18 protein-coding genes are annotated in these 16,840 nt (G+C 63.8%); 13 read left to right on the forward strand and 5 right to left on the reverse strand.

Translation table 11 applies throughout. The features are described from left to right. Nucleotides 1–114: 114 nt before the first annotated feature. Nucleotides 115–1,971, reverse strand: coding sequence for a DUF4396 domain-containing protein (locus LB523_RS23275; protein WP_224607317.1), 1,857 nt, complete (start codon nt 1,969–1,971; stop codon nt 115–117). A 189-nt stretch (nt 1,972–2,160) separates the two neighbouring features. Here LB523_RS23275 and LB523_RS23280 point away from each other — a divergent pair, with 189 nt between their 5' ends. The 6 genes from LB523_RS23280 to LB523_RS23305 all read left to right on the forward strand — a co-directional run bounded on the left by LB523_RS23280 (nt 2,161) and on the right by LB523_RS23305 (nt 6,945). Next, nucleotides 2,161–3,669, forward strand: coding sequence for a multicopper oxidase family protein (locus LB523_RS23280; protein ID WP_224607319.1), 1,509 nt, complete (start codon nt 2,161–2,163; stop codon nt 3,667–3,669). A 26-nt stretch (nt 3,670–3,695) separates the two neighbouring features. Next, nucleotides 3,696–4,229, forward strand: coding sequence for a cytochrome c (locus LB523_RS23285; RefSeq protein ID WP_224607321.1), 534 nt, complete (start codon nt 3,696–3,698; stop codon nt 4,227–4,229). A gap of 604 nt (nt 4,230–4,833) precedes the next feature. Further along, nucleotides 4,834–5,256: a hypothetical protein gene (locus LB523_RS23290; protein WP_224607323.1), complete on the forward strand. Its 423-nt coding sequence runs from the start codon at nt 4,834–4,836 to the stop codon at nt 5,254–5,256. A gap of 400 nt (nt 5,257–5,656) precedes the next feature. Beyond that, nucleotides 5,657–5,890: a hypothetical protein gene (locus tag LB523_RS23295; protein WP_095767121.1), complete on the forward strand. Its 234-nt coding sequence runs from the start codon at nt 5,657–5,659 to the stop codon at nt 5,888–5,890. A 150-nt stretch (nt 5,891–6,040) separates the two neighbouring features. Then, the gene (locus LB523_RS23300) at nt 6,041–6,187 is read left to right on the forward strand and encodes a hypothetical protein (protein ID WP_224524826.1); all 147 of its coding nucleotides are present in this window, start codon (nt 6,041–6,043) and stop codon (nt 6,185–6,187) included. Between the two features lie 542 nt (nt 6,188–6,729). Further along, nucleotides 6,730–6,945 (forward strand): hypothetical protein, encoded by a 216-nt coding sequence (locus LB523_RS23305; RefSeq protein ID WP_141245335.1) that lies wholly within the window; start codon nt 6,730–6,732, stop codon nt 6,943–6,945. A gap of 48 nt (nt 6,946–6,993) precedes the next feature. On the opposite strand, the gene LB523_RS23310 is transcribed toward LB523_RS23305, so the two are convergent. After that, nucleotides 6,994–7,410, reverse strand: a complete 417-nt coding sequence (locus tag LB523_RS23310; protein WP_095767125.1) for a winged helix-turn-helix transcriptional regulator — start codon at nt 7,408–7,410, stop codon at nt 6,994–6,996. Between the two features lie 97 nt (nt 7,411–7,507). Between LB523_RS23310 and LB523_RS23315 the strand changes: the two genes are divergently transcribed. Both LB523_RS23315 and LB523_RS23320 read left to right on the forward strand, forming a co-directional pair. Next, nucleotides 7,508–8,395 carry an NmrA family NAD(P)-binding protein gene (locus LB523_RS23315; protein WP_224607325.1) on the forward strand — a complete coding sequence of 296 codons (888 nt, stop codon included), beginning with the start codon at nt 7,508–7,510 and terminating at the stop codon, nt 8,393–8,395. A gap of 15 nt (nt 8,396–8,410) precedes the next feature. Further along, nucleotides 8,411–8,998: a dihydrofolate reductase family protein gene (locus tag LB523_RS23320; protein ID WP_224607328.1), complete on the forward strand. Its 588-nt coding sequence runs from the start codon at nt 8,411–8,413 to the stop codon at nt 8,996–8,998. Between the two features lie 46 nt (nt 8,999–9,044). Here LB523_RS23320 and LB523_RS23325 read toward each other — a convergent pair whose 3' ends face one another. Further along, nucleotides 9,045–9,296, reverse strand: a complete 252-nt coding sequence (locus tag LB523_RS23325) for a hypothetical protein (RefSeq protein WP_095767128.1) — start codon at nt 9,294–9,296, stop codon at nt 9,045–9,047. A 138-nt stretch (nt 9,297–9,434) separates the two neighbouring features. Then, a complete protein-coding gene (locus LB523_RS23330; protein ID WP_224607330.1) occupies nt 9,435–10,688 on the reverse strand; it encodes a cytochrome-c peroxidase in 1,254 nt (417 codons plus the stop codon). Between the two features lie 220 nt (nt 10,689–10,908). Here LB523_RS23330 and LB523_RS23335 point away from each other — a divergent pair, with 220 nt between their 5' ends. From LB523_RS23335 to LB523_RS23350, 4 genes are all read left to right on the forward strand, one after another. Next, on the forward strand, nt 10,909–12,441 hold the full coding sequence (locus LB523_RS23335; protein WP_224607331.1) for an acid phosphatase: 1,533 nt from the start codon (nt 10,909–10,911) through the stop codon (nt 12,439–12,441). A gap of 231 nt (nt 12,442–12,672) precedes the next feature. Beyond that, entirely contained in the window at nt 12,673–13,095 is a 423-nt protein-coding gene (locus LB523_RS23340; protein WP_224607333.1) for an OsmC family protein, read from the forward strand. Between the two features lie 5 nt (nt 13,096–13,100). Then, the gene (locus LB523_RS23345) at nt 13,101–13,625 is read left to right on the forward strand and encodes a hypothetical protein (protein WP_224607335.1); all 525 of its coding nucleotides are present in this window, start codon (nt 13,101–13,103) and stop codon (nt 13,623–13,625) included. A gap of 258 nt (nt 13,626–13,883) precedes the next feature. Next, a complete protein-coding gene (locus LB523_RS23350; protein ID WP_224607337.1) occupies nt 13,884–14,627 on the forward strand; it encodes a 2OG-Fe(II) oxygenase in 744 nt (247 codons plus the stop codon). A gap of 23 nt (nt 14,628–14,650) precedes the next feature. Here the strand turns inward: LB523_RS23350 and LB523_RS23355 are convergent, their stop codons facing one another. Further along, entirely contained in the window at nt 14,651–14,977 is a 327-nt protein-coding gene (locus tag LB523_RS23355) for a GYD domain-containing protein (protein WP_176477003.1), read from the reverse strand. A 219-nt stretch (nt 14,978–15,196) separates the two neighbouring features. On the opposite strand from LB523_RS23355, the gene LB523_RS23360 reads away from it, so the two are divergent. Beyond that, nucleotides 15,197–16,819, forward strand: a complete 1,623-nt coding sequence (locus LB523_RS23360) for an ABC-F family ATP-binding cassette domain-containing protein (RefSeq protein ID WP_224607339.1) — start codon at nt 15,197–15,199, stop codon at nt 16,817–16,819. Nucleotides 16,820–16,840: the final 21 nt, after the last annotated feature.

Below are 16,840 nucleotides of genomic sequence, written 5' to 3' on the forward strand. Positions count from 1 at the left end.
AGCGCCGCGCCGACGTCTTTGCGCCAATGAACCGCGAAGCTCGGCTGTTTGTCGGCAGAAGCTTTTCGGTGCTCCGTTCGGTCCCAATGTAGCCGACCGACGGTTCGGTCTTCATCAGCGAACGTCGATGACGACCATCAGACCGCCGCCGCCCTTCTCCTCGGCATTGTTATTCGTGGTGTGATGCGGGATGTGGCAGTGAATCAGCCACTTGCCCGGACGCCTCGCTGTCCAGACGACGTCATATCGCTGGCCCGGTCCGACATTGACCGTATCGGCAAGAAAACGTGCGGCGGCGGGAATCGTCTCGCCGTCGCGGGCGACCACTTCGAACGGGCCGCCATGGATGTGCATCGGGTGTATGAAGCCGTTGTTGGTGCCGATGAAGCGGACCTTTAGCGTCTCGCCGACCTTCATATGAATCGTATCGGTCGACGGATAGGCCTTGCCGTTGATGGTGAAGAAATTCGGCATGCCGCCGTCCATCGGCATCGATGGATAGGTCAGGCCTTCGCGGACCAGCCATTCCTGCAGCTCGATGACATAGTCGTGGTCGGCGGCGACCTCGTCGGCGGGATTGGCAGGATCGATGATCAGCGCGCCATAAAGGCCGAGTGCCTGAGTGCGGTCGGGCTTGGCATGCGGATGATAGAAGTAAGTGCCGTGCTGGGTGGCGGTAAACTCGTAGGAATAGGTCTGCCCGGGCTTGATCGGCGCCTGGGTGATCTCGGCCGGCCCGTCCATCTGATTGGGCAGGATCAGGCCATGCCAGTGCACCGTTGTTTCCTCCGGCAAGGCGTTGGTGACGTTGATGCGCACCCGGTCGCCCTGACGGATGTGGATGCGCGGGCCCGGAATCTGACCGTTGTAGGCATAGGCGTCGACCGTCACGTCCGGCAGGATGTGCCAGCGGATCACCGACGGCCTGAGATCGAACACCTTCACGCCGTTTTCCATGCGGAACGGCAGGTCTTGGTCGCCCTTCGCAGCCAGACCGTAAGACGCGCTCACCAGCCGAGGATCGGCCGCCGCCATGTCGCGCATGGTATCGGCCGACGTGTCACGGTCCATGATCATGCCCTGAGGCATGATCACTCCGCCGACGTCGCGGACCGAGAGCCTGAGGTTGAGCCAGTTCGCAGGCGCCGCCATGCCGATCGCCAAGGCGAGCGCAGACACCGTACCGAGCGCCGCGATTTGCGGTGTGGTCGCGTCAGAGCGCATGTGATGGCCGGCGGCGCGCTGTTCGCCCGCCGGTTCGTGGCCCTGCCGGGCATGGCCGTGCCCGCTCGCTTCGGCCTGTTGCGGGCGCTCGGTCATCAGCCCGTGTTTGAGGCCGTGCGCGACCAGCCAGACATTGGCGGGATAGGCCAGCGTGAAGCCGGCGATGACGCCCAGCGACATCACGCCCCAGAACAGAAGTTCGGTGGGCTCCATGGCGCGCATGTCGCGGCCCATCATCAGGAAGCTCATGACCGGCGCCATGCCGGCCATCATGAAGTTCATGGAGATGAACTCGGGCAGGAAGCTCTTCTTCACATTCTCCCAATAGCTGCCGCCCATCATCGATTTCATGAACAGCGATTGGAAGATGAACAGGCCGAAGGCGAAGCCGGCGAGATATTCGACGATGAGGTCGAGCCACATCGGCAGGCCGAGCGTGGCGGTGACGACCGCGGCAAGGATGATCCCGGTGGCGTCGCCGGCGACACAGTGAATGGTCGAGCCGACGCCCTGCTTCCAAAGAGGCTTTGTGAAGGCCTCATGCTCGCCGGGGCGCGGTTCCTTGTCGGCCAGCACATAAAGCAGCAGGCCGAGCGGGCCCATATAGAGCGTCACCAGGATGAAGCCCCATTTCATCACCACCGGCTCGGGATTGTTGCGGTATTGGTCGAACCCGACATAGAGCGTCGAAGCGGCCGCGAGCACGAACCAGGCAACGAGGAAATAATCGATCGGTTGGATGAGCATGATGCGGCCTCTGCTCGATGAAACGGCTGGTTGCATCCCCGCGGATGAACGCGGCCGGGGCCACTACGATCCATCTTGCGGAATTTGCGGCTCCAGCCTTCGATCGAGCTTGACCTTCCAGCAACTGGAACCCTTAGCGTCGGCGGCGAGGCCTGCGGCGGGCTCTCAATCGAGATCGAGGAGCGAAAAATGCATCGACGCGGTTTTCTGGCGGCAAGCCTGGCGACGGTTCTGGCGAGCCCGCGCGCGCTGGCGCAGATGAAGATGGACGACATGTCGAACATGCCCGGTATGGACCATGCCGGCCATGACATGGGCGCGATGGGTCAAGGCCCCGTGGCGCTGCCCCAGAACCAGCCCTTGCGCGAATTGCCGCTGCTGGCGAATGAAGCAGCCGGGCCCGGCCTGTTCAAGGCGAGGCTGACAGCAGAGTCGGCCACGGCGCGCTTTGCCGCCGACCGGGACACGCCGATTCTTGCTTATAACGGGATCAGCCCAGGACCGCTGATCGAGACCCAGGAGGGCGACCGCGTCGAGATCACCTTCTCGAACCGGATCGAGGGCGAGCCAAGCACCATCCACTGGCATGGCATGCCGGTGCCGGCGGACCAAGATGGCAATCCGATGGACCCGGTGGCGGCGGGCGCCGACCGTGTCTACGCCTTCGAACTGCCCGAAGGCTCGGCCGGCTCCTACTGGTATCATCCGCATCCGCATGGTCGGACGGCCGAGCAGGTTTATCGCGGCCTTGCCGGTGCGTTCCTCGTCAAGGCCAAGGCCGATCCGATCCCGGCCGCCTATGGAGACACCACGCTCTTCCTAACCGACCTTCGCCTCGCCGCCGACGGTTCAATGCCCGAAAACACCATGACCGACATGATGAACGGCCGCGTCGGCGATCACGTGCTGGTCAACGGCCAGAAGAACCCGCGGCTCGCCGTGGCAATGGGCACGAAACGGCGCTTGCGGCTCTACAATGCCACCAATGCGCGCTTCCTGAGGCTTGCTTTCGTCAATGCGGCAATGACGGTGATCGGCAGCGACGGCGGGCTGATTGAGGCGCCGGTGGCGGCCGACGAGATCCTGCTCAGCCCGGCCGAGCGCGTCGAGCTGGTCGTCGCTTTCGACAAGCCGGGGACAGCAATCCTCACCACGCTCGACTACGACCGCGGCTGGATGGGGCCGGGCCGGCCGGAGGACAAGGGGCTCGCCCTGCTGACGGCCGACGTCTCGGACACGCAGGCCGAGCCGATGCCGCCGCTGCCCGAGCGGCTGCGGCCGATCGCGCGATTTGGCCAGCCGACGGTTAGCCGCCGTCTCGTCTTCACCGAGATCATGGCGATGAAGCCCACCGGTATGGAGATGGGTTTTCTGATCAACGGCATGGCGTTCGACATGGGGCGTGTCGATATCGTCGCCAGGGCCGGCGACACCGAGCTCTGGGAGATCGTCAACCAGGCCGACATGGACCATCCTTTCCATCTCCACGGCACACAGTTCCAGCTCATCGAGCGCGAGCGCGACGGCAAAGTCTCGAAGCCGCCCTATCTGGCGTGGAAGGACACGGTCAACGTGGCGCGCGGGGAGACGGTGCGGCTCGTCACGCGCCAGGAGCGGCCAGGGACGCGCATGTATCACTGCCACATCCTCGAGCATGAGCAGCTGGGTATGATGGGCGTCGTCGACGTGCAGGCATGAGGTCTGGCATCGTTTGCGCGGCCGCGGTGCTGGCCCTCGCCGTGTTGCCGGTAGCCGCACCGTCGCTGGCTCGGGACCCGGACAACGCGATCGTTACGACGCGCCAGGCCGCGATGAAGGAGATGGCCGCCGCAGCCAAGGCGATTGCCGAGATGTTCGACGGCAAGCGCGCCTATGAGCGGGCGGCCTTCAAGGCAGCGGCGGGCACACTCAGCGCCCGCACCGGCGGTGCTCTGATTGCAGGATTCCCGCGGGGCACAGTTGGCGCGCCGTCGGCCGCCAAACGGGAGATCGACCAGGCCCGGCCGGAGTTCGAGGCGCTCGCCCGCCATATCGGCCGGCTTGCCGATGCGCTCGCCGCGAAGGCCGGGAACGCGCCCGCCGAGATTACTGCCGACATGCGAATGACGGGACCGCCCGCAGATGGCGGCAGCCTGCTTGGCAAGCGCCCGGGCGTCGCCGAGGCCGATCCCGCAAAAATGCCGGCGGAGCATCTCCTGCACCTCATTCTGCAGGACTGCACGACCTGCCATTCGAAGTTCCGGCGGAAAATCGAATGAGGCCGGATGCGTTCAGTTGCAAGACCTGTGGGCGAGGCGAAGAGGGGTTCGATGGCAGTCGGCTTGCCCCAAAAGAAGTCATCCTCGCCGCACGCGGGGCGAGCTCTTGCGGCACAGAGCAGTCAGCCCGACCCCACTGGCTTCGCAGCCGGGCGAAATCGTCGAGGATTGCTAGGCGCTCGCCCTAGCTTGGTCGGGCCTTGGTGCTCGCCAGTCATTCACTTGCTGCCTTGCTGTACTGCCCCGGGCACGATCAGAGCGCCCTGGTCAGGTCCCGAAAATTTGAAGCCGATAAAAAATAGGACGATGATGAGAACGCAGATTGCCAGCACCGTGACGAGGGTCCTTCTCGGGTTTTCGGCTGGCGGTCTGTCTTCCATAGCAATTCGCCTTGGACTCTAAACTCGGCGACAATGCCGGGGTTCCCAACGCCGCGCCGACCAACGGACTGGCCGAACCACGTCAGGACGCTGCTTTTAGCGGAATGTTCCTAACCAACACGGTGCGGGCCTGCGCTTCCGAATTCCCAGCATCATACTTGCGTCTGTGCTAATATATAACGATTACGCACTTTCGTGCGTAGCCAACATATTGGGAGGATGCGATGAAAACCATGAATCGCAGGTCTGCAATTGCTCTCAGCATTACGGCCGCCGCGGTCACGCCCTTGTTCACCCTGATGGCATCCGCAAAGACCAAGAAATACGGTCCGAAGGATGGCAAGGAGATAGCGCCCGGCATCAGAGTGGTTGAGGTCGGCACCGGCAATTCCGACATTCCCGCCTACAAGAGCATTTCAATTGTCGACGTGGTCTTCCAGCCCGGAGCGCACGCGCCCGCAATGGTGATGGACAACGACATGGTATGCACGATTACGTCGGGCGCTTTCACGATCAAGAAAAAGGACAAGGAATTCAAGCTCAAGGAAGGCGACATGTACACCTGTTCCAAGGGCAAGACCGACGAGGCGACGAATACAAGCAAGGAGGTGGGCGTGCATCGCATCGCAGTCTTGATACCTGCCTAGCAGGATGGCATCCGGCCGGACGATCGGTTGCCACGCCAGTCCAGCCGAGGCTTGGGAAAATTCGCGCGGAAGACGATGCGCGAGGCGCGCCTTAGCCGAACCAGGGACCAACCTCGTCTTGCCGCTGAGTTGTGCGCCCAAGGTCAGTGCTTGCGAGACATTGCGGAGCGCCGCCTCCATCAAGGCGGCGCCGGCGGGGCCAAGGGCCAGCCGGGCGATGACCGCGGCGACATGGACGCATTGTGAACAATCCCCTCCAGGCCGCCGTAGCGTCTGCCGGCGGCTTGGCCGCCTCGCGATTCTGACAGAGGCGGCTCCGAGTCCGCGAGGGGCATCACAAAAATGACGCGCTCTCACCGCTATATGCCAGGCTGGATGCGCTAAAGCAGGGTTCATCATTATGGATGCCAGCGAATTGCAGGCCATAGGCGATACGCTGATGCGCGTCGTCACCCCCGATATGAAACCGAAAGACCTGCTCAAGGCGGTGCGAAAACTGCACCCGGACGCCAAGAAGAGGGATATTGCCCGCGCGGCCTTCCACGCCATTATCGCCAACGCCGACCAGGATCCCGGCAAGTCGCGCAACCTTCAGGCCTTCGCGCTCGCCGAGCGTACCCAGCAATCGGAATAAATTGCCGCGAATTGTAGTTTTGGGCTTGCCGGAAATTTAATAAGCGGCCTCTAATTTAATGGCTCAGCCGGCAGCTGGAGCCAATTCCAGGAAAAAGTGTGTCACGGTTTTCCGTCCGGAATTACCCTAGCCCCAACCGGTAATGAGCCCATGACCAAGAACCTCGGCAATGCCAAACCCAGCACTCCTGCCAAGGAGATGAACCCCTCGCTGTTCGGCAAGGCAGCGCCGGCATTGTTTCCGCTGCTCGTCGCGGCGCTTGGCTATCTCATCGGCCGGCATTTCTTCGGCTTTTGACGCGGCCGGCGTTCGGCACACTATTTCCAGTCGGTCCAAGCGCAATTGTCGTCTCGACCATCCTCCTTGCAGCTTTGGTCCTAGGGCCTAGGTCGTTCTTGTCCTTGGCCGGGCCCAAGCGCATGCTGGTGGCAGCCGGCGGCCTCGCAAACTCCGGTCAGGCCCGGCCGCCGAACCCAGTATCACCCCCCCCAAGGCTGCCGGGCCGCCGCCTATGCGGCGAATTCTTCCGCGCTCGCGCACCGCCAACTGCCGCACTGCCTAAATCTGCAATACCGCTCGGACGCCTTCGAATTCCGTTGCTGCATCGTCTCGCAGACCGAACGCCATGTCGAAGTCGAACTCGGCTGCACCTAGGCGCAAGGGCATGCCTTCGCCCGCCGTGCTCGCTTTTATTCGTGAAACTCGCAAATATGCCGAATAACGGCGGGTGCTCTTGCACTAAAGAACAATAAGCCACGCTTTTCGGCAATTCCAGACGCGCTAGATTGTATTGCGGGTCGAAGATAGGCAGTTCTTCGAATGAAGAGCAGGAGCTGTATATGGTAACAAGCGAGCCAGACAGTGTCCGCGTAAAAACCGTTAATGGCCAATGGATCGTGCGCGTCGTCGACGGCGGCAGGCTGAAGCAGCAAGTGTTCGACATTCACGCGCAGGCCGAGATCTTCGCCGAGGAGGAGCGGCTGCGACTGGGGCTGCCGGGCGAGCCGCCGGCCGAAGAGCCAGTCGGACCGCTCCCACACGGGCGGGCTCGCTGACGGGCGAGGAGTAGCCGGGCCACGCCAATCGCCGAGGTCGGAACAGACCTATCCCTGGTGCTCGGCTCTGAGCCTCTCTTTCATCCGTTCAAGCGCCGGCGGACCGCCGGCCGCCAGATCGTTGGCGACCCGGGCCAACTTATCGTCGGCCTTGCGGTATTTGCTGCCCCAGGCGCCGAGCGTTGCCAGAACCGGCAAAAGGTCGATGCCGGCCTCGGTCAGCCGGTAGATCGCCTTCAGACCGTGGCTCGGGTCGTCGCTGCGGGTGAGAATGCCTTCGTCGACCAGCGTCTGCAGCCGCTCGGCCAGCGTGCGCGACGAGATGCCTTCGTCGGATTGCAGGAACTCGCGAAAGTGCCTTTTCCCGGCGAAGGCCAGGTCGCGAATGATGAGCAGCGTCCAGCGGTCGCCGAGTAGTTCGAGCGAGAGGCTGATCGGGCAGCCGGATCGTTCCTTGGTCGACATCAGTATGGTTCCATTTTTAAATCACTTTACTATTGACATCGTTCTTGCCTTGCGTCAAATGGTTCCAGAAGTAAATCATTTGAGAGAGGAGATCGATATGAACCGGCAAGTCAAGCGTACGGTGGTGGTCGTCGGCGCAACCGGCGAAGTGGGCGCCGAGGTCTCGGCCAGACTGACCGGGGCAGGGCACAAGGTGCGCGGCATCGCCCGTAGCCTCGGCGTCGCACTCGACGATCAGGCGGCGCTCGACGCCGCCTTCTCGGGTGCCGACAGCGCTTACGTGATGATCCCCTTCGATGTCACCGCGCCCGATCTGCATCACTTTGAGGACGAGGTCGGCGCACGGCTGGCATCCTCCATCGCCAAGGCGGGCCTGCGCCGGATCGTGCTGCTCAGCGGCCTCAATGCCCATCTCAGGATGGGCACTTCGCTTGGCGCTGCGCTGATGGAAGAGCGGCTCGCAGTGCTGGGCCTGGAGGAACTCGTTTATCTGCGCGCCTCCTTCTTCATGGAGAATTTCGTCAAGGGCATGGGCTTCGTCGAGCAGGCGGCGTCCGGCGTCTTCGCCTCGCCATTCCGCGGCGACCTGCCGATGCCGCTGATTGCCGCCAAGGACGTTGGCGAACGCGCCGCCGCTCTATTGAGTGCCGAACACTTTCCGATCCAGCGCGTTGTCGAATTGCACGGCGGCGGCTCCTACACGCTCGAACAGGCTACCGCGATCCTGGGCAGGGCGATCGGCAAGGAGGTCGCCTACCATGAAGCGTCGTTCGCCGATGCGCGGGCCGGTATGGTCGCCAATGGCATATCGGCGAGTTTTGCCGATGCGCTGGGCGAGACGGCGGCAAGCTTCAACAGAGGCGAGCGCTGGGCGCTGGAAGCACCCTCAGCCGAAAATGCCACCCCGACCAGCTTCGAAGCCTGGGCGCAGGCTTTCGCCCGTTCGCCCGCCGCGGCCCGAGCCTTCACAGGCAGCAATTCCTGACGAGGGAGACCGGACATGAAGAAGCTTATCCTGCAGATGCAGATGTCGGTCGACGGTTTTGTCGGCGCCAATGAGGGCCATCGCTGGCAGCTTTGGGAATGGGGCGACGACAGCGCATGGGACGAGGAGCTTAAACGGGACTTCAACGCCGTTTTCACGACCATCGACACCATCCTGTTGAGCCGCAAGATGGCTGAGGAAGGCTATATGACCCATTGGGGCAACGCGGCGAGGAAATATCCGAAGGACCGCTTCTTTGCCTTCGCCCAGCGCATCGTCGAGGCCGAAAAGGTGGTGGCGAGCGATAAGCTCGGCGCCTCGCGCTGGGAACGAACGCGCGTCGTAAGCGGCGACTTGCCGCGTGAGGTCAACGCGCTGAAGCAAGGCGAGGGCGGCGACATCGCCGTGTTCGGCGGCGCCGGCTTCGCCTCGGCGCTGATCGCCGCCGGCCTTGTCGACGAGTTCCAGCTCTTCATCAATCCGGCCGTTCTGGGCAGTGGCCGCCGCATTTTCGACAAGGGCGGCTTTGGCAGGCTGAGGCTCCTCGGCTCCAAGCCCTATGCCTGCGGCATGGTGGTGAGCCGCTATGCGCCAGCGAGGTGAGAAGGCAATCGATGGGAGATCGCTCTGCCTGAATCAACGCGGTGTCCTAACTACCTGTCTGGCCATGCCTTTCCCGGATGGGTTGGCAACCGCCCCCGCTGACCAGCCGCAGCTGCACGCCTGGCGTGATGGACCGCTGCCAAGCGGCGCGGCCGTTGCCCACGGCGGCAAACCAGCGGGCTTCGCACGATGTCAGGCCGATAAGCACCCGGCCGGCATATTCGGCCGGCGCGCCATTGGCCGCATCGAACACCGTCCAGCTGCTGCCAGGCGGCTCCTGCACCGGGACGAACCTCATCGGAGACTCCATCTGTGAAGAGATGGGCAATATAGCAGGCGCGACTTGGCGTTCCTATGATGTGGTTCACATTGGCACACATTTACGGTGGATAGCACCGCTGCGGCTGCAAGCCACCAATCTCCTTGGCTGCTTGCCCTACTGCCCCGCCTGGTCGGCGTCGGTCAGCGTGCCGAGGAAGGCGACGATGTCGTCGATCTCGGCATCGGTCAGCGCCGGCTTGTCGCCGGGCTTTTTGCCATTGAAGGGCGGGTCTGTGTTGAGGTTTCCCCAGTAAGCCTTTGGCAGATCGTCGAATTTGTCGACCGTTCCGTCCGCCTTCTTCGGGTACCAGCGCCCAGGATCCGTATCGCGGCTGGCGTAGAAGGCGACCGCGTCGCGCAGCGTGTGGAAATAGCCGTTGTGGAAGAAGCTTTTCCGCAAGGCAACGTTGCGCAGCGTCGGCGTCTTGAACAGGCCGCAATATTCGACGCGGTCCTTGAGATCGGTGCGCAGCGGACCGCACAGGCCGAGGTCGACATAATTGGGATCGGCATTGGCGGGGATCGCCGGGTTGCGCGGCACGGCAATCGCGATCAGGCCGTAATCAGTGAATTGCGGCGGCTCGCCGTCATTGGCCGGTTCGCTGAGATGACAGCTCGCGCAATTGCCCTTCGCTGCGTCCTCGAACAGCATGCGGCCGCGCAATTCCTGCGCGGAAAGTTGCGCCTTGCCGGCAAGGAAAGCGTCGTAGCGGCTGGAATAGGGATAGAAATCGGCGCTGCTCTGCTCGAAGGTGCCGAGCGCTTCCACAGCGGCGTCGAAGGCGTCTTGCGGATGGTCGAAGACATCGGCGCCGAAGGCCGCCTTGAAGGCGCCGGCATAAGGCGCGTTGCGCAGGCTGGCGACCACTTGGGCCGCGTCCTTGTTGCCCATCTCGAAGGACGACAGCAGCGGGATTCTTGCCTGGTCCTTGCCGTGGTCGGCGCGGCCGTCCCAGGTCAGGCCCCCGGTCGGGCCATTGTCGACGCTTTCGTCGCCTTCGTCCTCGGAGTCGTAGAAATGCTCGGTGAAGGCGGGCGCCGCCTGCAGGTAGCGCAGCGACGGCACGGCGCGAACGCCGGGCTGGTCAAGATTGGCTCCGCCCATTTCGACCGGTGCCGCCGAGGCCGGCCCGAAAGCATGGTTGGGATCGTGGCAGGATGAGCAGGCCTGCTTGCCCGAGGCCGAGAGCGAAGAGTCGAAGAACATCTGTCGCCCCAGCGCCGTCAGCGCCTCGGCGCGGGCGAAGGCTTCCTGCCGCGTCATCGGGCCGGGATGGACACCGGATGGCTCCTCGGTGTTGGCGGGCGTGGTGGAGGCGACGATCGTGGCCGCTGCAATGGCGATCGCGTGATTTTTCCGATATCCCATCGTCTTCGGCGATATCCCTGATTTCTCCGCCCGGTTTCTTTGGCGGCGTAAGGATCGAGTGCAACGGATTGATGACCGGTCTTCCCGCTCACGAAACCGTGTTCGGCCGGGGCCGAACTGTCACAAAGGTGACAAGGCGTCGAAGTAGCTGGGCATTGATGCAGTGTTGCGTTCCTGCATTGCCGTCCTCCAGCCATTCCCAAGCCACGAGGCATTTTCCATGATCCGGTCCTTTCTCTCCCTTTGCCTCGCCTTCACGGCGCTGGCATCGTTCTCTGCTGCTGCCCAAGCGGCGCCTGCCGGTTACGACAAGATCGACACCGTCGTCGTCATCTACGCCGAGAACCGCAGCTTCGATAACCTTTATGGCGGCTTCCCCGGCGCGAACGGCCTGGCCAACGTTTCGCCCGACCAGGCGCGCCAGCTCGACCGCGACGGCAAGCCGCTTTCCGAACTGCCGCCGGCCTGGGGCGGACTGACCGGCAAGGGCGTCACGCCGGCGGTGACGGAGGCGCAGAGCGCGCATCTGCCCAATGCGACATTCGCCATCGACGATCCCAAGGGCTTCAACGAGAATACCGGCGTCATCACCCATGATCTGTGGCATCGTTTCTATCAGGAGCAGATGCAGATCGACGGCGGCCGGAACGACAAGTTCGTCGCCTGGGCCGATTCCGGCGCGCTGGTGATGGGCCATTATGACGGCTCGATCCTGCCGATGTGGGCGATCGCCAAAAAATACGTGCTGGCGGACAATTTCTTCCAGGGCGCCTTCGGCGGCTCCTTCCTCAACCATTTCATGCTGGCCTGCGCCTGCGTGCCTTACTATCCAAATGCCGACACCAGCCCGGTGAAGGCCCAGATTGCCGTCGTCGAGCCGGATGGCGTGACGCTGAAACCGGCCGACAATTCGCCGCCCTCGGCGCTGGGCGGCGTGCCGAAATTCGCCAATGACGGCGCCATCACGCCCGACTTCTACGCCGTCAACACCATGCAGCCGCCTTACCAGCCAAGCGCCAACAAGCCGGCCGAGGGTGGCGACAAGGCGCTGGCCGATCCGGCGCAGCCGACCACGCTGCCGCCGCAGCACGAGATCACCATCGGCGATCTGCTGTCGCTCAAGGGCATTTCCTGGGCGTGGTATTCGGGCGCCTGGCAGGCGGCGCTCGACGGCAAGAACGCGACGCCCGTGCCGAACTTCCAGTTCCACCACCAGCCCTTCAACTATTTCGCGGCTTATGCGCCGGGCACGGCCGCGCGGGCCGAGCACCTCAAGGACGGCGGGCTCGGCGGCACTGAGTTCATCAAGGCGATCGATGACGGCAAGCTGCCGGCGGTCTCTTTCTACAAGCCGCAGGGCAACCTCAACGAGCATGCCGGCTATGCCGACGTGACCTCCGGCGACCAGCACCTGGCCGACCTCGTCGCGCATCTGGAGAAGAGCCCGCAATGGGCGCATATGCTGGTGGTCGTCACCTATGACGAGAATGGCGGCTTCTGGGATCATGTCGCGCCGCCCAAGGCCGATCGCTGGGGCCCGGGCAACCGCATCCCGGCCTTCATCATCTCGCCCTATGCGAAGATGGGGATGGTCGATCACACGCAGTATGACACGACCTCGATCCTGCGTTTCATCACCGCCCGCTACGACCTGCCTGTGCTGCCCGGCATCGTCGCCCGCGACAAGGCGCTGCGCAACCACGACCAGCCGCCGATGGGCGATTTGACGGCAGCGCTCGATCTGACGAAGTAGCCTCTCAGAACCCGGGTTCCTCGCCCCCGCCAGAGGCGGGGGAGAGGTGTCCGCAAAGTGGACGGCGAGGGGGCTTCGCAGGGCGCTCCCCCTCTCCGTCTCGGCTTCGCCGAGCCACCTCTCCCCCATTTCATGGAGGCGAGGAAACGCCAATCGCCCACGGCCTGCCTCGGCGATTGCCTCAGTGAATTCCCGTCCGCTATCAATGGCCTCCAAACTGGAGACGACACGATGGCAGACTTGAAAGTCAGAACCCGCAATGCCGGCGCGCTTGCCGTCCTGCCGCCGGGCGGCCTGCCAGCGGTCACCACCCCGACCGGTGGCACCGTCGATGTGGTCACGCAGGTCAGCGCGCCCGGCTTCAGCCCGCTCGACCTGCTCCATGCTTCTTTAGCCGCCTGCATGGTGCTCAGCGCCCGCATCGCCGCCACCCGCCTCGGCGTCGCCGACCGGCTCGGCGAGGTGAGGGCGGATGTCAGCGGCGAGAAGGCGAAGGACGAGCCCTCGCGGGTCGAGGCATTCATCGTCAAACTGGAGATCACCGGCGACCTTGATGCCGCAATGAAAGAACGGATCCTGGCGGACGCGGAAAACATCTGCACCGTCTCCAACACGCTGCGCGGCGCGCCCGCGCTTCGTTCCACGCTGGGGTGAGCGCAATGGCGTATCTTTCGTCGATCGACTACGCGACCGCCTCGGACGACATCCGCGCCGAGCACGACCGCGAGCTCGCGCTGCGCGGCCGCATGACCAACATGAAGCGCATCCTGCTCCACTCGCCGGCCGCCCACCGCATCTACGCCGAATGGTTCACGCTGCGCGACCTTCTCAAGCCCACACTCGACGACCGCGCCATCTGGCTGTTGTCGAAAGCGGTCGCCGAAACGATGCGCGCCGAGATTCCCGTGACCTTCTTTCGCCGCGCATTGATCGACAACGGGCTCGACCCCGAAGCGATCGAACCGACCGCCGACGAGACGCTGCTGATTTCCTTCGGCATGGCAATCGCCGCCGATGCCAATGGCGTCCCGGAAGAAACCTGGGCCGCGCTCAAGGCGCGCTACGACGAGACGCTGCTCGTCAACCTCACCGCCTTCGCCGGCATCATGGTGGCGACCTGCGTATTCACCAATGCGGTGAAGGTGGATCTCGATCCGGAGCTGGAGATGTATCGGAGGCAGTGAGGCGCGACTTCTCCTTCTCCCCCTGTGGGAGAAGGTGGATCGGCGCGTTAGCGCCGAGACGGATGAGGGGTGTTTCAGCTTGGCGATAAGATTGAAATCGCCGCCGCCTCATTCCTTCCAGCACCCCTCATCCGACCTCGCTGCGCGAGGCCACCTTCTCCCGCAAGGGGAGAAGGGAAAGCCGGCGCCCCCCGCAGGAATCGGGTGGCCGACGCTCATCCTTCGCCCCACTTTGACACCAAGCGAAGGAGCCAACTCATGACCATCCATTCCCTCAACACCAAGCGCGCCAGCCGCTCCGCCGAATCCCGCGTCGCAGCAGAAGATTGGCGCGCGCTGGTGTCAGACCTCAACGCCCATGGCTGTGCAGTCATGCCCGGCATGCTGTCGGCGGAAGAATGCGCCGATATCGCCGCGCTCTACCCGCATGAAGAGCATTTCCGCAGCCATGTCGTGATGGCGCGCCACGGCTTCGGCAAGGGCGAATATCGGTATTTCAAATATCCGCTGCCGGACCTGATCGAGGGCCTTCGCACCGCGCTCTACCCGCGCCTCGCCCCCGTTGCCAATGACTGGAACGAGAAGATGGGCGTTGCCCAGCGCTATCCGGCCGAGCACGCCGCCTTCCTGAAACGCTGCCACGACGAGGGGCAGGTAAAGCCGACGCCGCTTCTGCTGCAATACGGCCCCGGCGATTTCAACTGCCTGCACCAGGATCTCTACGGCGAGCTTGCCTTTCCGTTGCAGGTGGCGATCTTGCTGTCCGAGCCCGGCGAGGATTTCACCGGCGGCGAATTCGTGCTCACCGAGCAGCGCCCGCGCATGCAAAGCCGCGCCGAGGTGGTGCCGCTCAAGCGCGGCGATGCGGTAATCTTCGCCGTGCACAACCGGCCGGTGGAGGGCACGCGAGGTTACTATCGCGTCAACCTGCGCCACGGCGTTAGCCGCCTGCGCTCGGGCAGGCGACATACGCTCGGCATCATCTTCCATGACGCGAGGTGACACTCCCCGCGGCGGCGTTTTTTTTACGCTCCCGGCCGCCGATAACGGATCGATTTCGCCCTGCCCAGCGCGTCCATCGTCTCCTCGACGCTGAGGAGGACGGTGGTCTCGCAGGAGCTGAGCGCCCCTCCGGCACCGATGGCGAGCACGACGGACGCCATCGAAACATTGTCCGGCGCCTCCCACAGGTTCCAGCCGTCGTGCTCGCCGAACGCGTACCAGAACCCGTGCAGCTTTCCGCCCACCGATTCTATGTATGAGCTGGCTGCCTTGCGGCGATCTTCGGGGTTTTCGATCATTCGCGCCCATGTCTCGGGCGTGTAGCTGAAGCGCGTCAGGTACATGGCCATGGTTGACCTCCCTTGCCAGAGCCCATCAAGTGGTTGGCTCCAGCACTAAGCGCTCGATCTGTCGGCGACGCGAATCAATTTTACCTCGGCTGGGTTCTGCCCCGAAGGGAATAGGCCGAGCGCGGCATGCGGCGCTTCTGCCTCTTCCCCTCGTGCCCGCATTCGCGTAATGCCCCGGGCAAATCCCCGCCACGTCAGCGAAGTTTCCCGGACCGTCCCATGATCCGTCTCGAAAATATCGGCAAGCAGAACGGCCGACAGATCGTCTTCATCGAAGCTTCCGCCGCCTTGCAGAAGGGCGAGAAGATCGGGCTTGTCGGCCCGAACGGCGCCGGCAAGACGACTCTGTTCCGCATGATCATTGGCCAGGAGCAGCCCGATGAAGGTCAGGTCTCGGTCGATCGCGGCGTCACCATCGGCTATTTCAGCCAGGATGTCGGCGATATGGGCGGCTTGAGCGCCGTCGCCGAGGTCATGGAGGGCGCCGGACCGGTCAGCGCGGTCGCTGCCGAGATGCGCGAGCTTGAGCACGCCATGGGCGATCCCGACCGCGCCAACGACATGGATCAGATCATCGAGCGCTACGGCGAATTGCAGCACCGCTTCGAGGAGCTTGACGGCTATGCGCTCGACGGTCGGGCGCGCGAGGTGTTGGACGGCCTCGGCTTCAGCCAGGAGATGATGGACGGCGACGTCTCAAAACTCTCCGGCGGCTGGAAGATGCGCGTGGCACTCGCCCGCATCCTGTTGATGCGGCCCGACGTCATGCTGCTCGACGAGCCGTCGAACCATCTCGACCTCGAAAGCCTGATCTGGCTGGAGAAATTCCTCAAGGATTACGACGGCGCGCTGCTGATGACCTCGCACGACCGCGAGTTCATGAACCGCATCGTCACCAAGATCATCGAGATCGACGCCGGCGCGCTCACCTCCTATTCCGGCAATTATGAATTCTACCAGGAGCAGCGTGCGCTGGCCGACAAGCAACTGCAGGCGCAGTTCGAGCGCCAGCAGGCGATGCTGGCCAAGGAGATCGCCTTCATCGAGCGCTTCAAGGCGCGCGCCTCCCATGCGGCGCAGGTGCAGAGCCGGGTGAAGAAGCTCGACAAGATCGACCGCGTCGAGCCGCCGAAGCGCCGCCAGACGGTGGCCTTCGAATTCCAGCCGGCGCCGCGCTGCGGCGAGGACGTGGCGACGCTGAAGGGCATCCACAAATCCTATGGCAGCCGCTCGATCTATTCAGGCCTCGACTTCCAGATCCGCCGCCGCGAGCGCTGGTGTGTGATGGGCGTCAACGGCGCCGGCAAGTCGACGCTTCTGAAGCTGGTCGCCGGCGCCTCCGAGCCGGACGAAGGCTCCGTCGCGCGCGGCCCGAGCGTCAAGATGGGCTATTTCGCCCAGCACGCCATGGAGCTGCTCGATGGCGAGCGCACCGTTTTCCAGACGCTGGAGGACTCGTTTCCGCAGGCCGGCCAGGCGCCGCTCAGGGCTTTGGCCGGCTGCTTCGGTTTTTCCGGCGACGAGATCGAAAAGAAGTGCCGCGTGCTTTCCGGAGGCGAGAAGGCCCGGCTGGTGATGGCGCTGATGCTGTTCGATCCGCCAAACCTGCTGGTGCTCGACGAGCCGACCAACCACCTCGACATAACCACCAAGCAGATGCTGATCGAGGCGCTGTCGCAATATGAAGGCACGATGCTGTTCGTCTCGCACGACCGCCATTTCCTGGCGGCGCTGTCGAACCGCGTGCTCGAGCTGACGCCCGACGGCGTCCACACCTACGGCGGCGGCTACACCGAATATGTCGCCCGCACCGGCCAGGAAGCGCCCGGGCTGAGGGGGTAGGGCAAGACCCTACGCAATGGG

The sequence above is a fragment of the Mesorhizobium sp. ESP-6-4 genome (assembly GCF_020164735.1).
Lineage (GTDB): Bacteria > Pseudomonadota > Alphaproteobacteria > Rhizobiales > Rhizobiaceae > Mesorhizobium.